The organism is Stenotrophomonas sp., assembly GCF_032103445.1.
Taxonomy (GTDB): Bacteria; Pseudomonadota; Gammaproteobacteria; order Xanthomonadales; family Xanthomonadaceae; genus Stenotrophomonas.
In genome coordinates this window covers 1-14,551 of sequence record NZ_DAMDFR010000088.1, presented here as the reverse complement: position 1 = coordinate 14,551, position 14,551 = coordinate 1, and the positions used below count along the sequence as shown (strand labels likewise).

Annotated in this window: 17 protein-coding genes; 8 read left to right on the top strand and 9 right to left on the bottom strand. The window is 65.4% G+C overall.

Translation table 11 applies throughout. The features are described 5' to 3' along the window. The 4 genes from RT551_RS19695 to RT551_RS19680 all read left to right on the top strand — a co-directional run. Nucleotides 1-366 (top strand): FAD-dependent monooxygenase (locus RT551_RS19695; protein WP_313461641.1); only part of this gene is annotated, 366 nt, incomplete at its 5' end. 165 nt (nt 367-531) lie between these two features. Beyond that, the gene (locus tag RT551_RS19690; RefSeq protein ID WP_313461638.1) at nt 532-963 is read left to right on the top strand and encodes a hypothetical protein; all 432 of its coding nucleotides are present in this window, start codon (nt 532-534) and stop codon (nt 961-963) included. A gap of 78 nt (nt 964-1,041) precedes the next feature. Then, nucleotides 1,042-1,284: a hypothetical protein gene (locus RT551_RS19685; protein ID WP_313461635.1), complete on the top strand. Its 243-nt coding sequence runs from the start codon at nt 1,042-1,044 to the stop codon at nt 1,282-1,284. A 182-nt stretch (nt 1,285-1,466) separates the two neighbouring features. Continuing rightward, on the top strand, nt 1,467-1,871 hold the full coding sequence (locus RT551_RS19680) for a hypothetical protein (protein WP_313461632.1): 405 nt from the start codon (nt 1,467-1,469) through the stop codon (nt 1,869-1,871). A 76-nt stretch (nt 1,872-1,947) separates the two neighbouring features. On the opposite strand, the gene RT551_RS19675 is transcribed toward RT551_RS19680, so the two are convergent. Genes RT551_RS19675 through RT551_RS19660 form a run of 4 tightly spaced genes read right to left on the bottom strand, consistent with a single transcriptional unit; the run spans nt 1,948 to nt 5,730 of the window. Further along, entirely contained in the window at nt 1,948-2,322 is a 375-nt protein-coding gene (locus RT551_RS19675; protein WP_313461646.1) for an EF-hand domain-containing protein, read from the bottom strand. Between the two features lie 26 nt (nt 2,323-2,348). Continuing rightward, nucleotides 2,349-3,386: a 23S rRNA (cytidine(2498)-2'-O)-methyltransferase RlmM gene (rlmM, locus tag RT551_RS19670; RefSeq protein WP_313461629.1), complete on the bottom strand. Its 1,038-nt coding sequence runs from the start codon at nt 3,384-3,386 to the stop codon at nt 2,349-2,351. 24 nt (nt 3,387-3,410) lie between these two features. Continuing rightward, entirely contained in the window at nt 3,411-3,971 is a 561-nt protein-coding gene (locus tag RT551_RS19665; protein WP_313461626.1) for a nucleoside deaminase, read from the bottom strand. A 10-nt stretch (nt 3,972-3,981) separates the two neighbouring features. After that, on the bottom strand, nt 3,982-5,730 hold the full coding sequence (locus RT551_RS19660) for a glutamine--tRNA ligase/YqeY domain fusion protein (protein ID WP_313461623.1): 1,749 nt from the start codon (nt 5,728-5,730) through the stop codon (nt 3,982-3,984). A gap of 114 nt (nt 5,731-5,844) precedes the next feature. Here RT551_RS19660 and RT551_RS19655 point away from each other — a divergent pair, with 114 nt between their 5' ends. Then, nucleotides 5,845-6,111, top strand: coding sequence for a DUF2007 domain-containing protein (locus RT551_RS19655; protein WP_313461620.1), 267 nt, complete (start codon nt 5,845-5,847; stop codon nt 6,109-6,111). 27 nt (nt 6,112-6,138) lie between these two features. Beyond that, complete coding sequence (gene msrA, locus RT551_RS19650) at nt 6,139-6,789, top strand: peptide-methionine (S)-S-oxide reductase MsrA (protein ID WP_313461644.1); 651 nt, start codon at nt 6,139-6,141, stop codon at nt 6,787-6,789. A 493-nt stretch (nt 6,790-7,282) separates the two neighbouring features. Here msrA and RT551_RS19645 read toward each other — a convergent pair whose 3' ends face one another. From RT551_RS19645 to ahpC, 5 genes are all read right to left on the bottom strand, one after another. Further along, nucleotides 7,283-8,245, bottom strand: coding sequence for a transaldolase (locus RT551_RS19645; RefSeq protein WP_313461617.1), 963 nt, complete (start codon nt 8,243-8,245; stop codon nt 7,283-7,285). Between the two features lie 78 nt (nt 8,246-8,323). After that, nucleotides 8,324-8,731 (bottom strand): nucleoside diphosphate kinase regulator, encoded by a 408-nt coding sequence (rnk, locus tag RT551_RS19640; protein ID WP_311190251.1) that lies wholly within the window; start codon nt 8,729-8,731, stop codon nt 8,324-8,326. A 125-nt stretch (nt 8,732-8,856) separates the two neighbouring features. Continuing rightward, a complete protein-coding gene (locus tag RT551_RS19635; protein ID WP_313461614.1) occupies nt 8,857-9,813 on the bottom strand; it encodes a LysR substrate-binding domain-containing protein in 957 nt (318 codons plus the stop codon). Nucleotides 9,814-9,901: 88 nt separating this feature from the next. Then, nucleotides 9,902-11,494 (bottom strand): alkyl hydroperoxide reductase subunit F, encoded by a 1,593-nt coding sequence (gene ahpF / locus RT551_RS19630; RefSeq protein ID WP_311190253.1) that lies wholly within the window; start codon nt 11,492-11,494, stop codon nt 9,902-9,904. A 152-nt stretch (nt 11,495-11,646) separates the two neighbouring features. Beyond that, nucleotides 11,647-12,210, bottom strand: coding sequence for an alkyl hydroperoxide reductase subunit C (gene ahpC / locus RT551_RS19625; protein WP_125359973.1), 564 nt, complete (start codon nt 12,208-12,210; stop codon nt 11,647-11,649). A gap of 292 nt (nt 12,211-12,502) precedes the next feature. Here ahpC and prmC point away from each other — a divergent pair, with 292 nt between their 5' ends. Both prmC and pip read left to right on the top strand, forming a co-directional pair. Further along, nucleotides 12,503-13,351: a peptide chain release factor N(5)-glutamine methyltransferase gene (gene prmC / locus RT551_RS19620; RefSeq protein WP_313461608.1), complete on the top strand. Its 849-nt coding sequence runs from the start codon at nt 12,503-12,505 to the stop codon at nt 13,349-13,351. A 67-nt stretch (nt 13,352-13,418) separates the two neighbouring features. Further along, complete coding sequence (gene pip, locus RT551_RS19615) at nt 13,419-14,363, top strand: prolyl aminopeptidase (RefSeq protein ID WP_313461606.1); 945 nt, start codon at nt 13,419-13,421, stop codon at nt 14,361-14,363. The last annotated feature ends 188 nt before the right edge of the window (nt 14,364-14,551 follow it).

The following is a 14,551-nucleotide window of genomic DNA, read 5'->3' as shown; positions in this document are numbered from 1 at the left end:
CGGCAGCTCGCCACCGCCTACGTGGCCGGCCGCGTGGTGGCCTTGGGCGATGCCGCCCACGTGGTGCATCCGCTGGCCGGGCAGGGCGTCAACCTGGGCCTGCGCGACGTGGCCGCACTGCGCGAGCGCGTATTGCAGGCCCAGCAGCGCCGCCAGGACTGGTCCAGCCCGGACCGCCTGCAGCGCTGGGCGCGCGAGCGGCGCAGCGACAACACCGTGTCGGCATATGGCTTTGATGCAATCAACAAGGTGTTCTCGAATGACGAGATGCACCTGACCCTCGCGCGTGGTCGCGCGCTGGGCTGCGTGGGCAAGTGGCCACCGCTGGTGTCGGCGTTCTGGAAGCGGGCTGCGGGGTTGGGGTGAGTGTAGGGGCACGCCATGCGTGTCCACCGCGAAATGATCGAAAACCGTCGTAGAGCCACGCCCTGCGTGGCTTCGCAACAATGATCGAAATCATGTAGAGCCGGGCTTGCCCGGCTGGCAGCATGGGGCGCTGCGCACTGCGCTTTCCCCCTCCGTGAGCCGATCATGACCATCGCAAGCGTCTTCACCCGCATATTCAGCCCAGCCACCTACACCGCCCGGAAGGCGGTAGCCCACGAGCAGGTCTTCAAGAAGGCCCTGGGTGACCTGTTAGACAACGTCGGAAACCTGCAGAGAAAGGCGCAGCACACCAACGTGGGTCTATGCAGCAACGAAGCGCACATCGCGCTGTCCATACTCAAGGACAGCAGTGGTGCTGCGCTTGATTTGTCCAACGCAAAGCTCCAGCTGCGCTACGTCAAGGTTCTCAAGAAGGACTTCGAGTCACAGCTCAAGGATGTTCTGAAGGTCAACGGTCAGCGCGACTGCTGGCGGGCAGACCACCTCAAACCGTTGAATGCCCTGTACCGGGACGCAAACAAGCTCCAGCACTTCAACCATCGGGACTACGGGCAGCAGAAAAGCCAGCAGCAGTAACCGATGATTGGATTTTGAAAGTGCCTAATGCAGAGGGTGAGCAGAATCGCCGGTTGACCTAACCAGAACGCACCTGCCATGCCCCTGCCGATTGCTCCCGTCACCTCGAATTCGACCGTCGCTTCATCGTTACCATCGCGGGAGAAGACGCAGAACGGGCCAAAACCGACAGAGGTTGCCAACACGCCGCGGCGCCCGAGCCAGCAGCAGCGACTTCTTGATGCGGCCTTTGGTGCCTTCTTGAGCAACGTCAAGAAGTCCTCGGCGGCCGATCCGTTGCCGCTGAAGCACATCGGCTCGACGGACATCCGCGCGCGTTGACGGCATGACGCGCATGGCGCGTCACTACGCCAAATGCCACAGTGCCCGTAGCGACACGCCATGCGTGTCGTCGCGGTGCATGAACTGCCGTGATGTCGCAATCGACCCGAAATGATCGATTTCGACAAGTGGCTCACCATCGGGCACCGCACACTGACGCAAACCACTCGCGCAGGTGCAGGATGGCCATACCCGGAATCTCCCATGTACTGAACGTGCTTCGTGCCCAGGACGTCCAGAAGGAGTTGAAGACGGCTCCTGACGCCGAGGCCCGCTGCCCGGTCGAAGTCGTATCCGGGTTGCGCGGGATGCTGCAGGAGATCAGGAACGGCCAGTCCGCAGGTGTGGGCATCAGCGGCGGCAACGGGGTGGCGGCGTATGCGGAAATCAATGCCTTCGTCGAGCGCGCCCCGGATGGCGAAAGCGTGCCTCTCTCAGCAGAAGGTTTCGCTTCCATGCTGCTGCATGTATCGCAGCTGGAAGAGGATCTCGCTCGACAGCTCAAAAACGCCCGGTCCGCGCCGGCGCGGGAGGCGCTGCAGCGGGCCATCGGCGCCGCAGAAAACGTGAAGCATCTTTCCCGGTAGCGACGCGCCATGCGCGTCAATGGGGTGGTCGGGCATGGTCGAAGCCACGCAGGGCGTGGCTCTACGTTGCCACGGGTCAGGGTACGAGCCAGCCCTGCAGCTGGGTGCGATCCAACCGTCCCCGACGCGCGGTATCCAGCGAGGTGAACTCATCCGCCAGTGCCGGATTGGCCTGCGCCTCCTCACGGCTGATGAAGCCATCGCCATCCACATCCAGTGATTCAAACCGGAACCGGTACTGCCCGACCACGCTGTCAGGCTGCACCGAGCGCACCGTCACGGTGGATTCGCCTGCCACCGGGGGCAGGGTCACGGCATGGGTGACCGCGCCGCTGGACAACGACTGCGTACGCACCCCAGCGGGCACCTCACGCAGCGGCGCGGTGGTCGCCGGCACCTGCGCCACGGCAACGCCGACAAACCCCGCGTAGAGACACGCCACGCGTGTCATCGCCACAACGACGCCCCGCAAACCCCTCACCACGCCAGCACCGTGATCTCTTCACGGTCGTGATACAGCTGCTTCGCACGAATGTTCAACGGACGCCCAGCCTGTTCCTGGAACAACTCCAGGCACAGCCGCGTCTCATCCCAGCGCTTCTTCATCGGCAGCTTCAGATTGAAGATCGCATGCCGGCACCAGCCCTCGCGGAACCAGGTAGCCATGCGCTCGGCCACGCGGCGCGGCTGTTCGACCATGTCACAGACCATCCAATCCAGCGGTGCTTCCGGCTGCCAGTGGAATCCATCGGCGCGCAGGTGCTCGACCAGGCCGGTCTGCAGCACGTGCTCGCGCAGCGGGCCGTTGTCCACGCTGATCACGTGCATGTGCTGACGGGTGAGCACCCAGGTCCAACCGCCGGGTGCCGCACCAAGGTCGGCGGCGCGCATGCCGGGCTTGACCAGCTGCTCGCGTTCTTCCGGGCGCATCAGGGTCAGCAGCGCTTCGTCCAGCTTCAGCGCCGAGCGAGACGGCGCTTCCGGCAGCAGCTTCAGGCGCGGAATGCCCAGCGCCCACGGTGCACTGTCGCGGGTGTCGGCCACGCACACGAAGGCATGGCGGCCATCGACAAAGACCACGTGCAGGCGCGGCAGCCCGGTGTTGGCTTTGTCGGTCAGCAGCCCGGCTTTGCGCAGCGCCGGGCGCAGCGCGTTGCCGAAGGCACGCGCCAGACCGGCCAGCGGTTTGCCGGCGTCCGAATCGGGGTGTTCCACCCACATGTCGCCGAACCGGGCCTGGCCTTCCAGCGCAGCCAGTATCGGAGTAATGCGGTCGGCGGGATCCAGCTCGCGCAGTTCGGCCAGCACCACCAGCTTCTGCCGGGCAAAGATCAGCGAACGCCAGGGCAGGGCCTGCGACAGCTTGGCGCCTTCGTCAGTGGCGAACAGCACGTAGCCGTCGTTGCGCTGGGTGCGCGCGTAGCCGGCAACGCCAGCGTAGGCCGCGCGCTCGCTCAGCTCACCGGCCAGCTCAGGCTCGAAGCCTTGGCGGCACAGACACAGCAGGCCGCTCACAGGCGCGCACCGGTGGCAGCGCGGTCAGTAATGCGCGCCATTGGTTTCCCCATAGGTGCGCAGCACCGCACGTGCGGCATCGCGGTTCAGGCCCTGCACTACTTCGATGCCGCGCTTGTTGAGCTCGCCCACCCAGTCGGCCGGCAGCGGGCCTTCGTCGAACGGGGTCAGTTCTTCCACGTCCTGCGCGCTGGCCCCGATCAGCAGGCGGTCGATGCCGGCCCAGATGGTGGCACCGAAGCACTGGCAGCACGGCTGCGACGAGGTGGCCAAGGTGATGGGCGTGAGCACATCGTTCAGGCGCGGGGTCTGCAGGCGCTGTTGGGCCAGCATGTAGGCCATGTTCTCGGCATGCGCCAGCGAGGTGTTGTGCGGCACCACGCGGTTCACACCGGCGGCGATCACGGTGTCGTTCGGGCCGAACACCACCGCGCCGAACGGACCGCCACTGGCGTGTTCGACATTCAGGCGCGACAGCTCGATGGCCAGGGCGACCTTGGCCTCATCGCCGGGATATGCACGGGCCAGGTCGATCTGGTCGTGGATCCAGGCGGGCAGGGTCAGGTGGACTTGTGCGTACAGCATGGCAGTTCTCTCAGGCCGACCAGGTGTCGCGCAGGGTCACGCTGCGGTTGAATACCGGGGCGGCGGCAGTGTGGTCGCGGCGGTCGGCGACGAAGTAGCCGGTGCGCTCGAACTGGAACGACTGCTCCGGCGCGGCGTCGGCGGCAGCGGGTTCGACGTAGCCGGTGACGGTGCGGCGCGATTCCGGGTTGAGGTAGTCGCGGTAGGTCTTGCCTTCGGATTCGTCGTCCGGGTTCGGCACCGAGAACAGGCGGTCGTACAGGCGGATTTCCGCCGGCACGCCGTGCGCGGCGCTGACCCAGTGAATGGTGCCCTTGACCTTGCGGTTGGCCCCTTCCATGCCGGGGCGGGATTCCGGGTCGAGCCAGCCGCGCAGTTCGGTGATGGTGCCGTCGGCATCCTTGATCACCTCATCGCAGCGGATGATGCCGGCACCGCGCAGGCGCACTTCGCCACCCGGCACCAGGCGCTTCCAGCCCTTCGGCGGTACTTCGGCGAAATCTTCGCGGTCGATCCACACCTCGCGGGCGAACGGCACCGAACGGCTGCCAAAGGCCTCGTCCTTGGGGTGGTTGCTGAAAGTGAGCTGTTCCTCGAAGCCTTCCGGCAGGTTGGTCAGCACCAGCTTGACCGGGTCGATCACCGCCATGCGGCGTGCGGCGGCACTGTCCAGGTCTTCGCGCAGCGCGCCTTCGAGCACGCTGAAGTCGATCAGCGAGTTCTGCTTGCTGATGCCAACGCGCTCGGCGAACAGGCGCATCGCGGCCGGGGTGTAGCCACGACGACGCAGGCCCTGCAGGGTCGGCATGCGCGGGTCGTCCCAGCCGTCCACCAGCTGTTCGGTGACCAGCGCCATCAGCTTGCGCTTGCTCATCACCGTGTAGTTGATGTTCAGGCGCGAGAATTCGATCTGGCGCGGCTTGGCGGCTTCGCGCGGCAGGCCGCGGTCGACCAGCGGCTGGGTCAGGTCGGGGCTGTGGGCGAAATCGACGTTGTCCACGCACCAGTCGTACAGCGGGCGGTGGTCTTCGAATTCCAGCGTGCACAGCGAATGGGTGATGCCTTCGATGGAGTCGCCCAGGGCGTGGGCGAAGTCGTACATCGGGTAGATCGGCCAGGCGTTGCCGGTGTTCTGATGTTCCACATGCTTGATGCGGTAGATCGCCGGGTCGCGCAGGTTGATGTTGCCGCTGGCCATGTCGATCTTCGCGCGCACGGTGCGGGCACCGTCGGCGAATTCACCGGCGCGCATGCGCGCGAACAGGTCGAGGTTTTCTTCCACGCTGCGGTCGCGCCACGGCGAAGGACGGCCGGGTTCGGTCAGGGTGCCACGGTAGGCACGCACTTCCTCGGCCGACAGGTCGCAGACATAGGCCTTGCCGTCGCGGATCAGCTTCTGCGCGGCCAGGTAGTAGGCGTCGAAGTAGTCCGAGGCGTGGCGCAGCTCGTTCCACTCAAAGCCCAGCCAGCGCACGTCGTCCTGGATGGCGGCGACGTACTCGGGGTCTTCCTTGGCCGGGTTGGTGTCGTCGAAGCGCAGGTTGCACACGCCGCTGAACTCGCCGGCGATGCCGAAGTTCAGGCAGATCGACTTGGCATGGCCGATGTGAAGATAGCCATTGGGTTCCGGCGGGAAGCGGGTCTTGATCGCCTGGTGCTTGCCGCTGGCCAGGTCCTCACGCACGATCTGGCGGATGAAATCGCGCTTTTCGTGGGTTTCCGGAAGGGCGTCGGTGGGGGCGGCAGTAGGCTCGGACATGGTGCGCTGGGTAAAAGGCAGAAAGGACGACAGTCTACCGTACGACCCGGCACTCCCGGCCCGCGTTCACATCCCCGGCGTATGCTGGGCTGAACCCGTCTTTGAGGCCCGCCCATGCACGTGATCTACAAGGCCGACAACCTGTTCGACGCCCACCTGGTCAAGCACGCGCTGGAAGATGCCGGCATTCCGGCCTTCGTATTCGGTGAACAGCTGCTGGGTGGGATGGGCGAACTGCCCCTGTTCGGGGTGCTGCGGGTCTGCGTGCCGGATCTGGCGGCCCCGGAGGCAGCACAGATCGTTGCAGGGCTCGACTTGGCCGGCCCTGCAGACGACCCCATATGGGATGGAGACGAAAGCGCCGGCCTGTTGCCGGCCTAGGAGAACGCCATGTTGGGAGTGTCCAGACTGCTGGGGATCGGTGCGTTCAAGCAGCGCCTGCCGCGCCCGGAAGAGGCCCTGCCGGGCCGCGAACACCCGCTGCCGCTGCACAACCAGCACTTCGTGAACAGCCATCCGTTGAAGGACAGCTTCGCCGGCAAGGAGCGGATCCGCTTTGCCATGGGCTGCTTCTGGGGCGCGGAACGCAAGTTCTGGACGCTGCCGGGGGTATACACCACGTCGGTGGGCTACGCCGGTGGGCTGACCCCGAACCCGACCTATGAAGAGGTCTGCTCGGGCGAGACCGGGCATACCGAGATCGTGGAAGTGGTGTTCGACCCGTCGGTGATCAGCCTGACCGAGCTGTTGCAGGTGTTCTGGGAAAACCACGACCCCACCCAGGGCATGCGCCAGGGCAACGACACCGGCACCCAGTACCGCTCGGCGATCCACGCCACCAGCCAGGCCCAGTTCGACGCCGCCGTTGCCAGCCGCGATGCCTACCAGCAGCGCCTGAGCGAGGCCGGTTACGGCCCGATCACCACGGAAATCGTGTTCCCGGCCCCGGAGTACTACTACGCCGAGGACTACCACCAGCAGTACCTGGCCAAGAACCCGAACGGCTACTGCGGCATCGGCGGCACCGGCGTCAGCTGCCCGATCGGGGCGGGCGCGTAACTGCACGCTACGTAGAGCCGGGCTTTGCCCGGCTGCTGTTGGATTTTGGCGAACAGCCGGTGGTCATCGGTTCCCTGGTTTGGCGGGTCGGGATGGGCGTTCCGGGGGACGGCGCAAGTACGTCCATGTAGCCTCGATCGCCGCATCCATGCGGCTCACGCCCCCTCCAGCCCATCCCGACCCACCATCGACAGCGTGTCGGTGGCCATGGGAAATGCCAAATCAACAGCGACGTCGATCTGGGGTCATTCGTTACCGGATGTTGGATGTTTCACGGCCGTCGTCTGTCGACCGACGCTACCGGCATCGTGCGCGGCTTCGCTTTTGCTGGCCGCATCGCGCGATCCATCGGGGGAGGCCCACAGGTAGCCCCCGGAGGGACACTCCACGGCATGGATGCGCGTAGTGACACGCCATGCGTGTCATGAGCCGCCGGGATCTGCGAGGACACGCATGGCGTGTCCCTACATGGGCCCCCAGCGCGTGCGGAAACTTACAACCGTTCGCGAATCGTGTTGCGCAGCGCTTCCAGATCCTTCGCGAACGCTTCAATACCCGTCGCCAGCTTCTCGGTGGCCATCGGGTCGGCGGCGAGATCTGCAGCAAAGCGGGCGGCATCAATCGGGGTCACTGCAGCACCATCGGCCGCAGACGGCGACAGCTTGCGCGGCAGGTCGCCGTGGTCGGCGTCCAGCTTTTCCAGCAGGTCCGGCGAAATGGTCAGGCGGTCGCAGCCGGCCAGCGCTTCGATCTGCGCGGTCGAACGGAACGAGGCACCCATCACCACCGTCGGCGAGCCGCGGCGCTTGAACTCGGCGTACACCCCGCGCACGAACACCACGCCCGGGTCTTCGTCGATGTTGGCCGGGCTCTGGCCGTTGGCCACGTACCAGTCCAGGATCCGGCCCACGAACGGCGAAATCAGGAAAGCACCGGCTTCGCTGCAGGCCAGGGCCTGGGTCGGGTTGAAGATCAGGGTCAGGTTGCAGTCGACACCCTCGGCCTGCAGCTGGCGCGCCGCTTCCACGCCTTCCCAGGTCGCGGCGATCTTGATCAGCACCTTGCTGCGCGGCACGCCGGCCGCTTCGTACATGGCAATGAACTGGCGCGCCTTGGCGACCGTCGCTTCCACGTTGTGGGCCTGGTCGGCATCGACTTCGGTGGAAACACGGCCCGGCACCAGCGTGCTCAGCAGCGTGCCCACGCCCACCGTCAGGCGGTCGGCCACGGCATGCACGATGGCTTCGCGCTCGCCGCTCTGCTCACGGCCCCAGGCCAGTTCGCGTTCAATCAGCTCCGCATACACCGGCAGGTCCAGCGCCTTCTTCACCAGGGTCGGGTTGGTCGTGCAGTCGACCGGCTTCAGGCGCTTGATGGCGTCGTAGTCGCCGGTATCGGCAACCACCACGGACAGGTCACGCAGCTGGGCAAGTTTGGAAGGCGTTGCGGTGCTCATGGAAACTCCTGGTTCGAAGAGGTGGATCAGGGCGATGGGGGGCGGCGCGATGCGCGACCGACGCTCCCCACCGCGCACTCAGTTCGGGGTGGCATTGTGGACCGCGGTCACCCGCAGGCGCAGCTTGCGCCCACCCGGTGCATCCCAGTCCATGGACTGGCCCACGGCCAGACCCAGCAAGGCGGTGCCGACCGGCGCAAGGATCGAGACCTTGCCTTCGTCGACGTTGGCTTCGCGGGGATAGACCAGCGTCAGCACGTGCTTGTCGCCGTGCAGCTCATCTTCGCATTCCACGCGCGAATGCATCATGACGATGCCGGGCGGCATCTGATCCGGCGCCACGACGGTCGCACGGTTGAGTTCCTGGGCCAGCGCCAGGCCGGCGGGTGACTGGCCGACAGCGGGCGACTCGAGCATGGCGTCGAGGCGGTCCATGTCATGGCTGGACACGGTGATGGATGGCGGCAGGCCGCTGGAATTGGACATGTGACGCTCCTGGTGAAGTAAAAGACACAAGCAAAAGGCGGTGCCTGCTGGCACCGCCCGGTTCTATTGTGCGATGTAACGGGATCGGAAGCGACCGGGGGACAGGGCCGCCCGATGGAGCCGGTTCAGTTGGCTGGAAGCGCCGCTTCGGCTGCCACCTGCGGGCGGTCGCTGTCTTCCAGCGAAAGCAGTTCCGCCGGCAACTGCTTGAACTGCTTGGCCAGTTGGGTGAGGAAGTCGGTCATCGCCGAGCTGCGCCGCCAGACCATGCCGACCCGCCGCGTCGGGCTTCCAGGGCCACGGAAGTCGAGCAGGTGAATACTGTCCGAACGGGGCACCGGCGGTTTGATCGCCAGGGTCGGCAGCAAGGTAATGCCCACATCGGCCGCGACCATCTGACGCAGCGTTTCCAGGCTGGTGGCGCGGAACTCGGATTTTTCATTGGCCCCGAACATGCGGCACACCGCCAACGCCTGGTCACGCAGGCAGTGGCCGTCTTCCAGCAGCAGCAGGCGCTGGGTGGACAGCTCGCGCGCATCCAGATGCTCCTGCCCGGCCAACGGGTGCTTGCTGGAGACGGCCAGCAGGAACGGTTCTTCGAACAGGAATTCCGCGTGCAGGGCATCGTCGTCCACCGGCAGCGCCAGCAGGGCCGCGTCCAGGCGGCCGTCGCGCAGACGGTTCAGCAGCTCGTCGCTTTTTTCCTCGACCAGCAGCAGCTCCAGGTGCGGATAGCGCTTGCGGATGCCGGGAATGACGTGCGGCAGCAGGTACGGGCCCAGGGTGGGGAAGATGCCCAGCCGGATGCTGCCGGCTTCCGGGTCGCGGGCGCGGCGCGCGGCTTCCTTCAGTTCTTCGATTTCCGCCACGATGATCCGGGCGCGCACCGCCGCTTCGGTACCGGCGTGGGTCAGCATCACCTTGCGCGAGCCCCGTTCCACCAGCGGTACGCCGAGTTCGTCCTCCAGCTTGCGCAGCTGGGTCGACAGCGTGGGCTGGCTGACGTGGCAGACGGCGGCGGCCTTGCCGTAATGCTTGTGGTCGGCCAGGGCCACCAGATACTTCAGATCACGCAGGTTCATTTCCTTGTAACTCCAGACAATGACCGGGCGAGGGCGTGGAGTACCCAGTAATGGAAAAAGGTTCCCGGCGAACCGGGAACCTGTCGTTTCAGGCAGCTTCGGCGACAGCGCCGCTGCTCTTGGGAACCGACGTACGGATCAGATGATCGAACGCGCTCAGTGCCGCCGTGGAGCCGGCCCCCATCGCGATGATGATCTGCTTATAGGGTACGGTAGTGCAATCACCTGCGGCGAACACGCCGGGCACATTGGTCTGGCCGCGGTCGTCGATGAGGATCTCGCCACGCGGGGAAAGCGCCACGCTGTCCTTCAGCCATTCAGTGTTCGGCAGCAGGCCGATCTGCACGAAAATGCCTTCCAGCTCGACCCGGTGCGCGTCGCCTCCCACCCGGTCCTGGTAGACCAAGCCGGTCACCTTCTGACCGTCGCCCAGCACTTCCTGGGTGAGCGCGCTGGTGATGATGGTGACATTGCCGAGGCTGCGCAGCTTTTTCTGCAGCACTTCATCAGCACGCAGTTTGTCGTCGAATTCCAGCAGGGTGACATGCGCCACGATGCCGGCCAGGTCGATGGCGGCTTCAACGCCGGAGTTGCCGCCGCCGATCACCGCCACGCGCTTGCCCTTGAACAGCGGGCCGTCGCAGTGCGGGCAATAGGCCACGCCCTTGTTGCGGTACTGGTCTTCGCCGGGCACGTTCATCTGCCGCCAGCGTGCGCCGGTGGAGAGGATCACCGAACGCGACTTCAGCGAAGCACCATTTTCCAGCTTGATCTCGACCAGACCGTCATCGCCGGCCGGCACCAGTGCGGTGGCGCGCTGCAGGTTCATGATGTCCACCTCGTACTCGCGCACGTGCTGTTCCAGCGCGGTCGCCAGCTTCGGGCCTTCAGTTTCCTTGACCGAAATGAAGTTCTCGATCGCCATGGTGTCCAGCACCTGGCCGCCGAAGCGCTCGGCCGCCACACCGGTACGGATGCCCTTGCGCGCGGCATAGATCGCCGCCGCCGCGCCGGCCGGACCACCGCCCACCACCAGCACATCGAACGGGGCCTTGGTCGCGATCTTCTCGGCATCGCGCTTGGCCGCACCGGTATCGAGCTTGGCCACGATCTGCTCCAGGGTCATGCGGCCCTGGTCGAACACTTCACCATTGAGGTAGATGGTGGGCACGGACATGATCTGGCGCGCTTCCACCTCGGCCGGGAACAGGCCGCCGTCAATCGCCACGTGCTGGATGCGCGGGTTCAGCACCGCGGCCAGGTTCAGCGCCTGGACCACGTCCGGGCAGTTCTGGCACGACAGCGAGAAGTAGGTTTCAAAGCGGTAGTCGCCGTCCAGGTTGCGCACCTGCTCGATGAGCTCGGCGGTGGCCTTGGACGGGTGCCCGCCAACCTGCAGCAGGGCCAGCACCAGCGAGGTGAACTCGTGGCCCATCGGCAGGCCGGCAAAGGCCAGATGGATGTCCTGGCCCGGGGTGCCAAGCGCGAACGAAGGTGTGCGTTCGCCACTGTCGCGACGCACCTCCAGGCTGATCTGCGAGGACAGCGTGGTCAGCGTTTCGAGCAGCTCGAGCATTTCCTGCGACTTGGCACTGTCATCCGCGTGCGCCGTGATCTGGATCGGGCGGGTGACGCGTTCCAGGTAGGTCTTCAGCTGGGACTGGAGGTTGGCATCCAACATCGAAAAACTCCTTGATTCAGGCAAGCGGACAGCGTTGACGCGCCCCACGGGTGCATCAGCGCGACATGGGGGTGAACCGAAGTGGGCGCGGTGGGCACCCACTTGGGTTCACCCCCATTCCCGTCGAAACGGGAATGGGGGTGCGGAGCGGCTTAGATCTTGCCGACCAGGTCCAGCGACGGGGTCAGGGTCTTTTCGCCTTCCTTCCACTTGGCCGGGCACACCTGGTTCGGGTTGGCGGCGGTGAACTGGGCAGCCTTCAGCTTGCGCAGGGTTTCGGAGACGTCACGGGCGATCTCGTTGGAATGGATTTCCAGGGTCTTGATCACGCCTTCCGGGTTGATGATGAAGGTGCCGCGCAGGGCCAGGCCTTCTTCTTCAATGTGCACGCCGAAGGCGCGGGTCAGCTTGTGGGTCGGGTCGCCGACCAGCGGGAACTGGGCCTTGCCGACGGCCGGCGAGGTTTCGTGCCACACCTTGTGCGAGAAGTGGGTATCGGTGGTGACGATGTAGACCTCGGCGCCGGCCTTCTTGAACTCGGCGTAGTGGTCAGCGGCGTCTTCGATCTCGGTCGGGCAGTTGAAGGTGAAGGCAGCCGGCATGAAGATCAGCACGGACCACTGGCCCTTCAGGCTGGCGTCGGAAACCTTGATGAATTCGCCGTTCTGGTAGGCATTGGCTTCGAACGACTGGATCTGGGTGTTGATGAGCGACATCGATGTTCCTCTTGGATGAAGGGCGGGGTGAAGCGATGGGTAAAGACTACCCGTCCCTGATCGATTAGTGAAATCAATTGATTCACCACTTTTCGATAGACGCCATCTATCGTGGCTGGTTCAGGTGTCTCTGCGGTCAGTCACCAAGATGGGGTTGGATATGTTTCAATTCAATGACTTGACTCTCAAATGGGGTGATGATCTTGATAGATGCCGTAAATGGACCGGTGTGGGCGGCTGAACAATGCTGCAACCTGACCTACACTGCGCGACCTACCGTTCCGGGCCTGCCATGACTGTCGCGTCACACCGTGAGATCCGCCAGCTGCTGGCCGACGCCGCCGGGCAGCTGCCAGGCGTGGAAGGCCGTCACGAGGCCGAGCTGTTGCTGCTGCACGTGCTGGGCCGGGAACGCAGCTGGTTGTTCGCACATGCCACCGATGCGGTGGAGCCGGCGACCGAGGCGGCGTTCGCGCAGTTGCTGCAGCGCCGGATCCAGGGTGAGCCGGTGGCCTATCTGCTGGGGCGGCGGGGATTCTGGACCCTGGACCTGGCGGTCAGTCCGGCCACGCTGATTCCCCGGCCGGAAACCGAGCGACTGGTGGAGCTGGCACTGGAGCGCCTGCCGGCGGACCGTCCTCTGCAGGTAGCCGATCTCGGCACCGGGAGCGGGGCCATCGCACTGGCGCTGGCCAGCGAACGCCCACTGGCGCAGGTGCTGGCCACGGATATGAGTACGGACGCGCTGGCGGTGGCCGCCGAGAATGCGCGCCGGCATGAACTGGCCAATGTGCGCTTCCGCCAGGGTTCGTGGCACGCGGCACTGGGACAGGAGCGCTTTGCTCTGATCGCCACCAATCCGCCCTACATCGCGGCGGACGACCCGCACCTGGCGCAGGGCGACCTGCGCTTTGAGCCGGCCACCGCGCTGGCCTCGGGCGCGGACGGGCTGGATGACATCCGGGTGATCGTGGCCGGTGCGCCAGCGCATCTGCTTGCCGGCGGCTGGTTGCTGATCGAGCATGGCTGGGACCAGGGCCCGGCGATCCGCGCGCTGCTGGAGCTGGCGGGTTTCGTGGAGGTCAGCACGGCGGTGGACCTGGAACACCGCGACCGGGTCAGCCTGGGACGCCTGCCGTAGCGCGACCGCGTCAGACGGGGCAGGGCTAGAATGGCGGCCAGTGTTTCATTCTTCTGGAGCTTCGCCCATGCGCACGCTGTACCCCGCGATCACCCCCTATGACGTTGGCAGCCTGAAGGTCGACGACCGCCACACGCTGTATTTCGAGCAGTGCGGCAACCCGGATGGCAAGCCGGTGGTGATGCTGCATGGGGGCCCCGGCGGCGGCTGCAGCGAAAAGATGCGCCAGTTCCACGACCCGGCCAAGTACCGGATCATTCTGTTCGACCAGCGCGGCGCGGGCCGTTCAACGCCGCATGCGGACCTGGTGGACAACACCACCTGGGACCTGGTGGCCGACATCGAAAAACTGCGCGAGCACCTGAAGGTCGAGCGCTGGCAGGTGTTCGGCGGCAGCTGGGGTTCCACCTTGGCGCTGGCCTATGCGCAGACCCACCCGCAGCGGGTGACCGAGCTGGTGCTGCGCGGCATCTTCATGCTGCGCCGCTGGGAACTGGAATGGTTCTACCAGGAAGGGGCCAACCGCCTGTTCCCGGACGCGTGGGAACATTACCTGGCCCCGATTCCGGCAGTGGAGCGCCACGACCTGATTTCGGCCTTCCACCGCCGCTTGACCAGCGAAGACGAAGCCACCCGCCTGGCAGCGGCCAAGGCATGGAGCGTGTGGGAAGGTGCCACCAGCTTCCTGCATGTCGACCCGGACTTCGTGAACAGCCATGAAGACCCGCACTTCGCCTTGGCGTTCGCACGCATCGAAAACCACTACTTCGTCAACGGCGGCTTCTTCGAAGTGGAAGACCAGCTGCTGCGCGACGCGCACCGCATCGCCGACATTCCGGGCGTGATCGTGCACGGCCGCTACGACGTGGTCTGTCCGCTGCAGAACGCCTGGGAACTGCATAAGGCCTGGCCGAAATCCACGCTGGAAATCTCGCCGGCCTCGGGCCATTCGGCATTCGAAGCAGAGAACATCGACGCACTCGTCCGCGCTACGGATCGCTTCGCCATCTGATTGCACGATCTCCGTCGTACCGCACGATCTGCATCGGATTGCATGATCTCCGTAGAGCCGGGCTTGCCCGGCTGCTGTTGGATTCAGGCGAACAGCCCTCGGTTCACGGTATCCCCGGTTTGGCGGCTCGGGATGGGCGTTCCGGGGGACGCTGCAAGTACGTCCCTGTAAGCTCGATCGCCGCATCC

What these genes read in the sequence shown, in the direction of transcription:
- RT551_RS19690 (WP_313461638.1), top strand. Translation starts at nt 532, where the DNA reads ATGACCATCGCAAGCGTCTTCACCCGCATATTCAGCCCAGCCACCTAC.
- RT551_RS19685 (WP_313461635.1), top strand. Translation starts at nt 1,042, where the DNA reads ATGCCCCTGCCGATTGCTCCCGTCACCTCGAATTCGACCGTCGCTTCA.
- RT551_RS19680 (WP_313461632.1), top strand. Translation starts at nt 1,467, where the DNA reads ATGGCCATACCCGGAATCTCCCATGTACTGAACGTGCTTCGTGCCCAG.
- RT551_RS19675 (WP_313461646.1), bottom strand. Translation starts at nt 2,322, where the DNA reads ATGACACGCGTGGCGTGTCTCTACGCGGGGTTTGTCGGCGTTGCCGTG.
- RT551_RS19665 (WP_313461626.1), bottom strand. Translation starts at nt 3,971, where the DNA reads ATGCTGTACGCACAAGTCCACCTGACCCTGCCCGCCTGGATCCACGAC.
- RT551_RS19660 (WP_313461623.1), bottom strand. Translation starts at nt 5,730, where the DNA reads ATGTCCGAGCCTACTGCCGCCCCCACCGACGCCCTTCCGGAAACCCAC.
- RT551_RS19655 (WP_313461620.1), top strand. Translation starts at nt 5,845, where the DNA reads ATGCACGTGATCTACAAGGCCGACAACCTGTTCGACGCCCACCTGGTC.
- RT551_RS19645 (WP_313461617.1), bottom strand. Translation starts at nt 8,245, where the DNA reads ATGAGCACCGCAACGCCTTCCAAACTTGCCCAGCTGCGTGACCTGTCC.
- rnk (WP_311190251.1), bottom strand. Translation starts at nt 8,731, where the DNA reads ATGTCCAATTCCAGCGGCCTGCCGCCATCCATCACCGTGTCCAGCCAT.
- RT551_RS19635 (WP_313461614.1), bottom strand. Translation starts at nt 9,813, where the DNA reads ATGAACCTGCGTGATCTGAAGTATCTGGTGGCCCTGGCCGACCACAAG.
- ahpF (WP_311190253.1), bottom strand. Translation starts at nt 11,494, where the DNA reads ATGTTGGATGCCAACCTCCAGTCCCAGCTGAAGACCTACCTGGAACGC.
- ahpC (WP_125359973.1), bottom strand. Translation starts at nt 12,210, where the DNA reads ATGTCGCTCATCAACACCCAGATCCAGTCGTTCGAAGCCAATGCCTAC.
- prmC (WP_313461608.1), top strand. Translation starts at nt 12,503, where the DNA reads ATGACTGTCGCGTCACACCGTGAGATCCGCCAGCTGCTGGCCGACGCC.
- pip (WP_313461606.1), top strand. Translation starts at nt 13,419, where the DNA reads ATGCGCACGCTGTACCCCGCGATCACCCCCTATGACGTTGGCAGCCTG.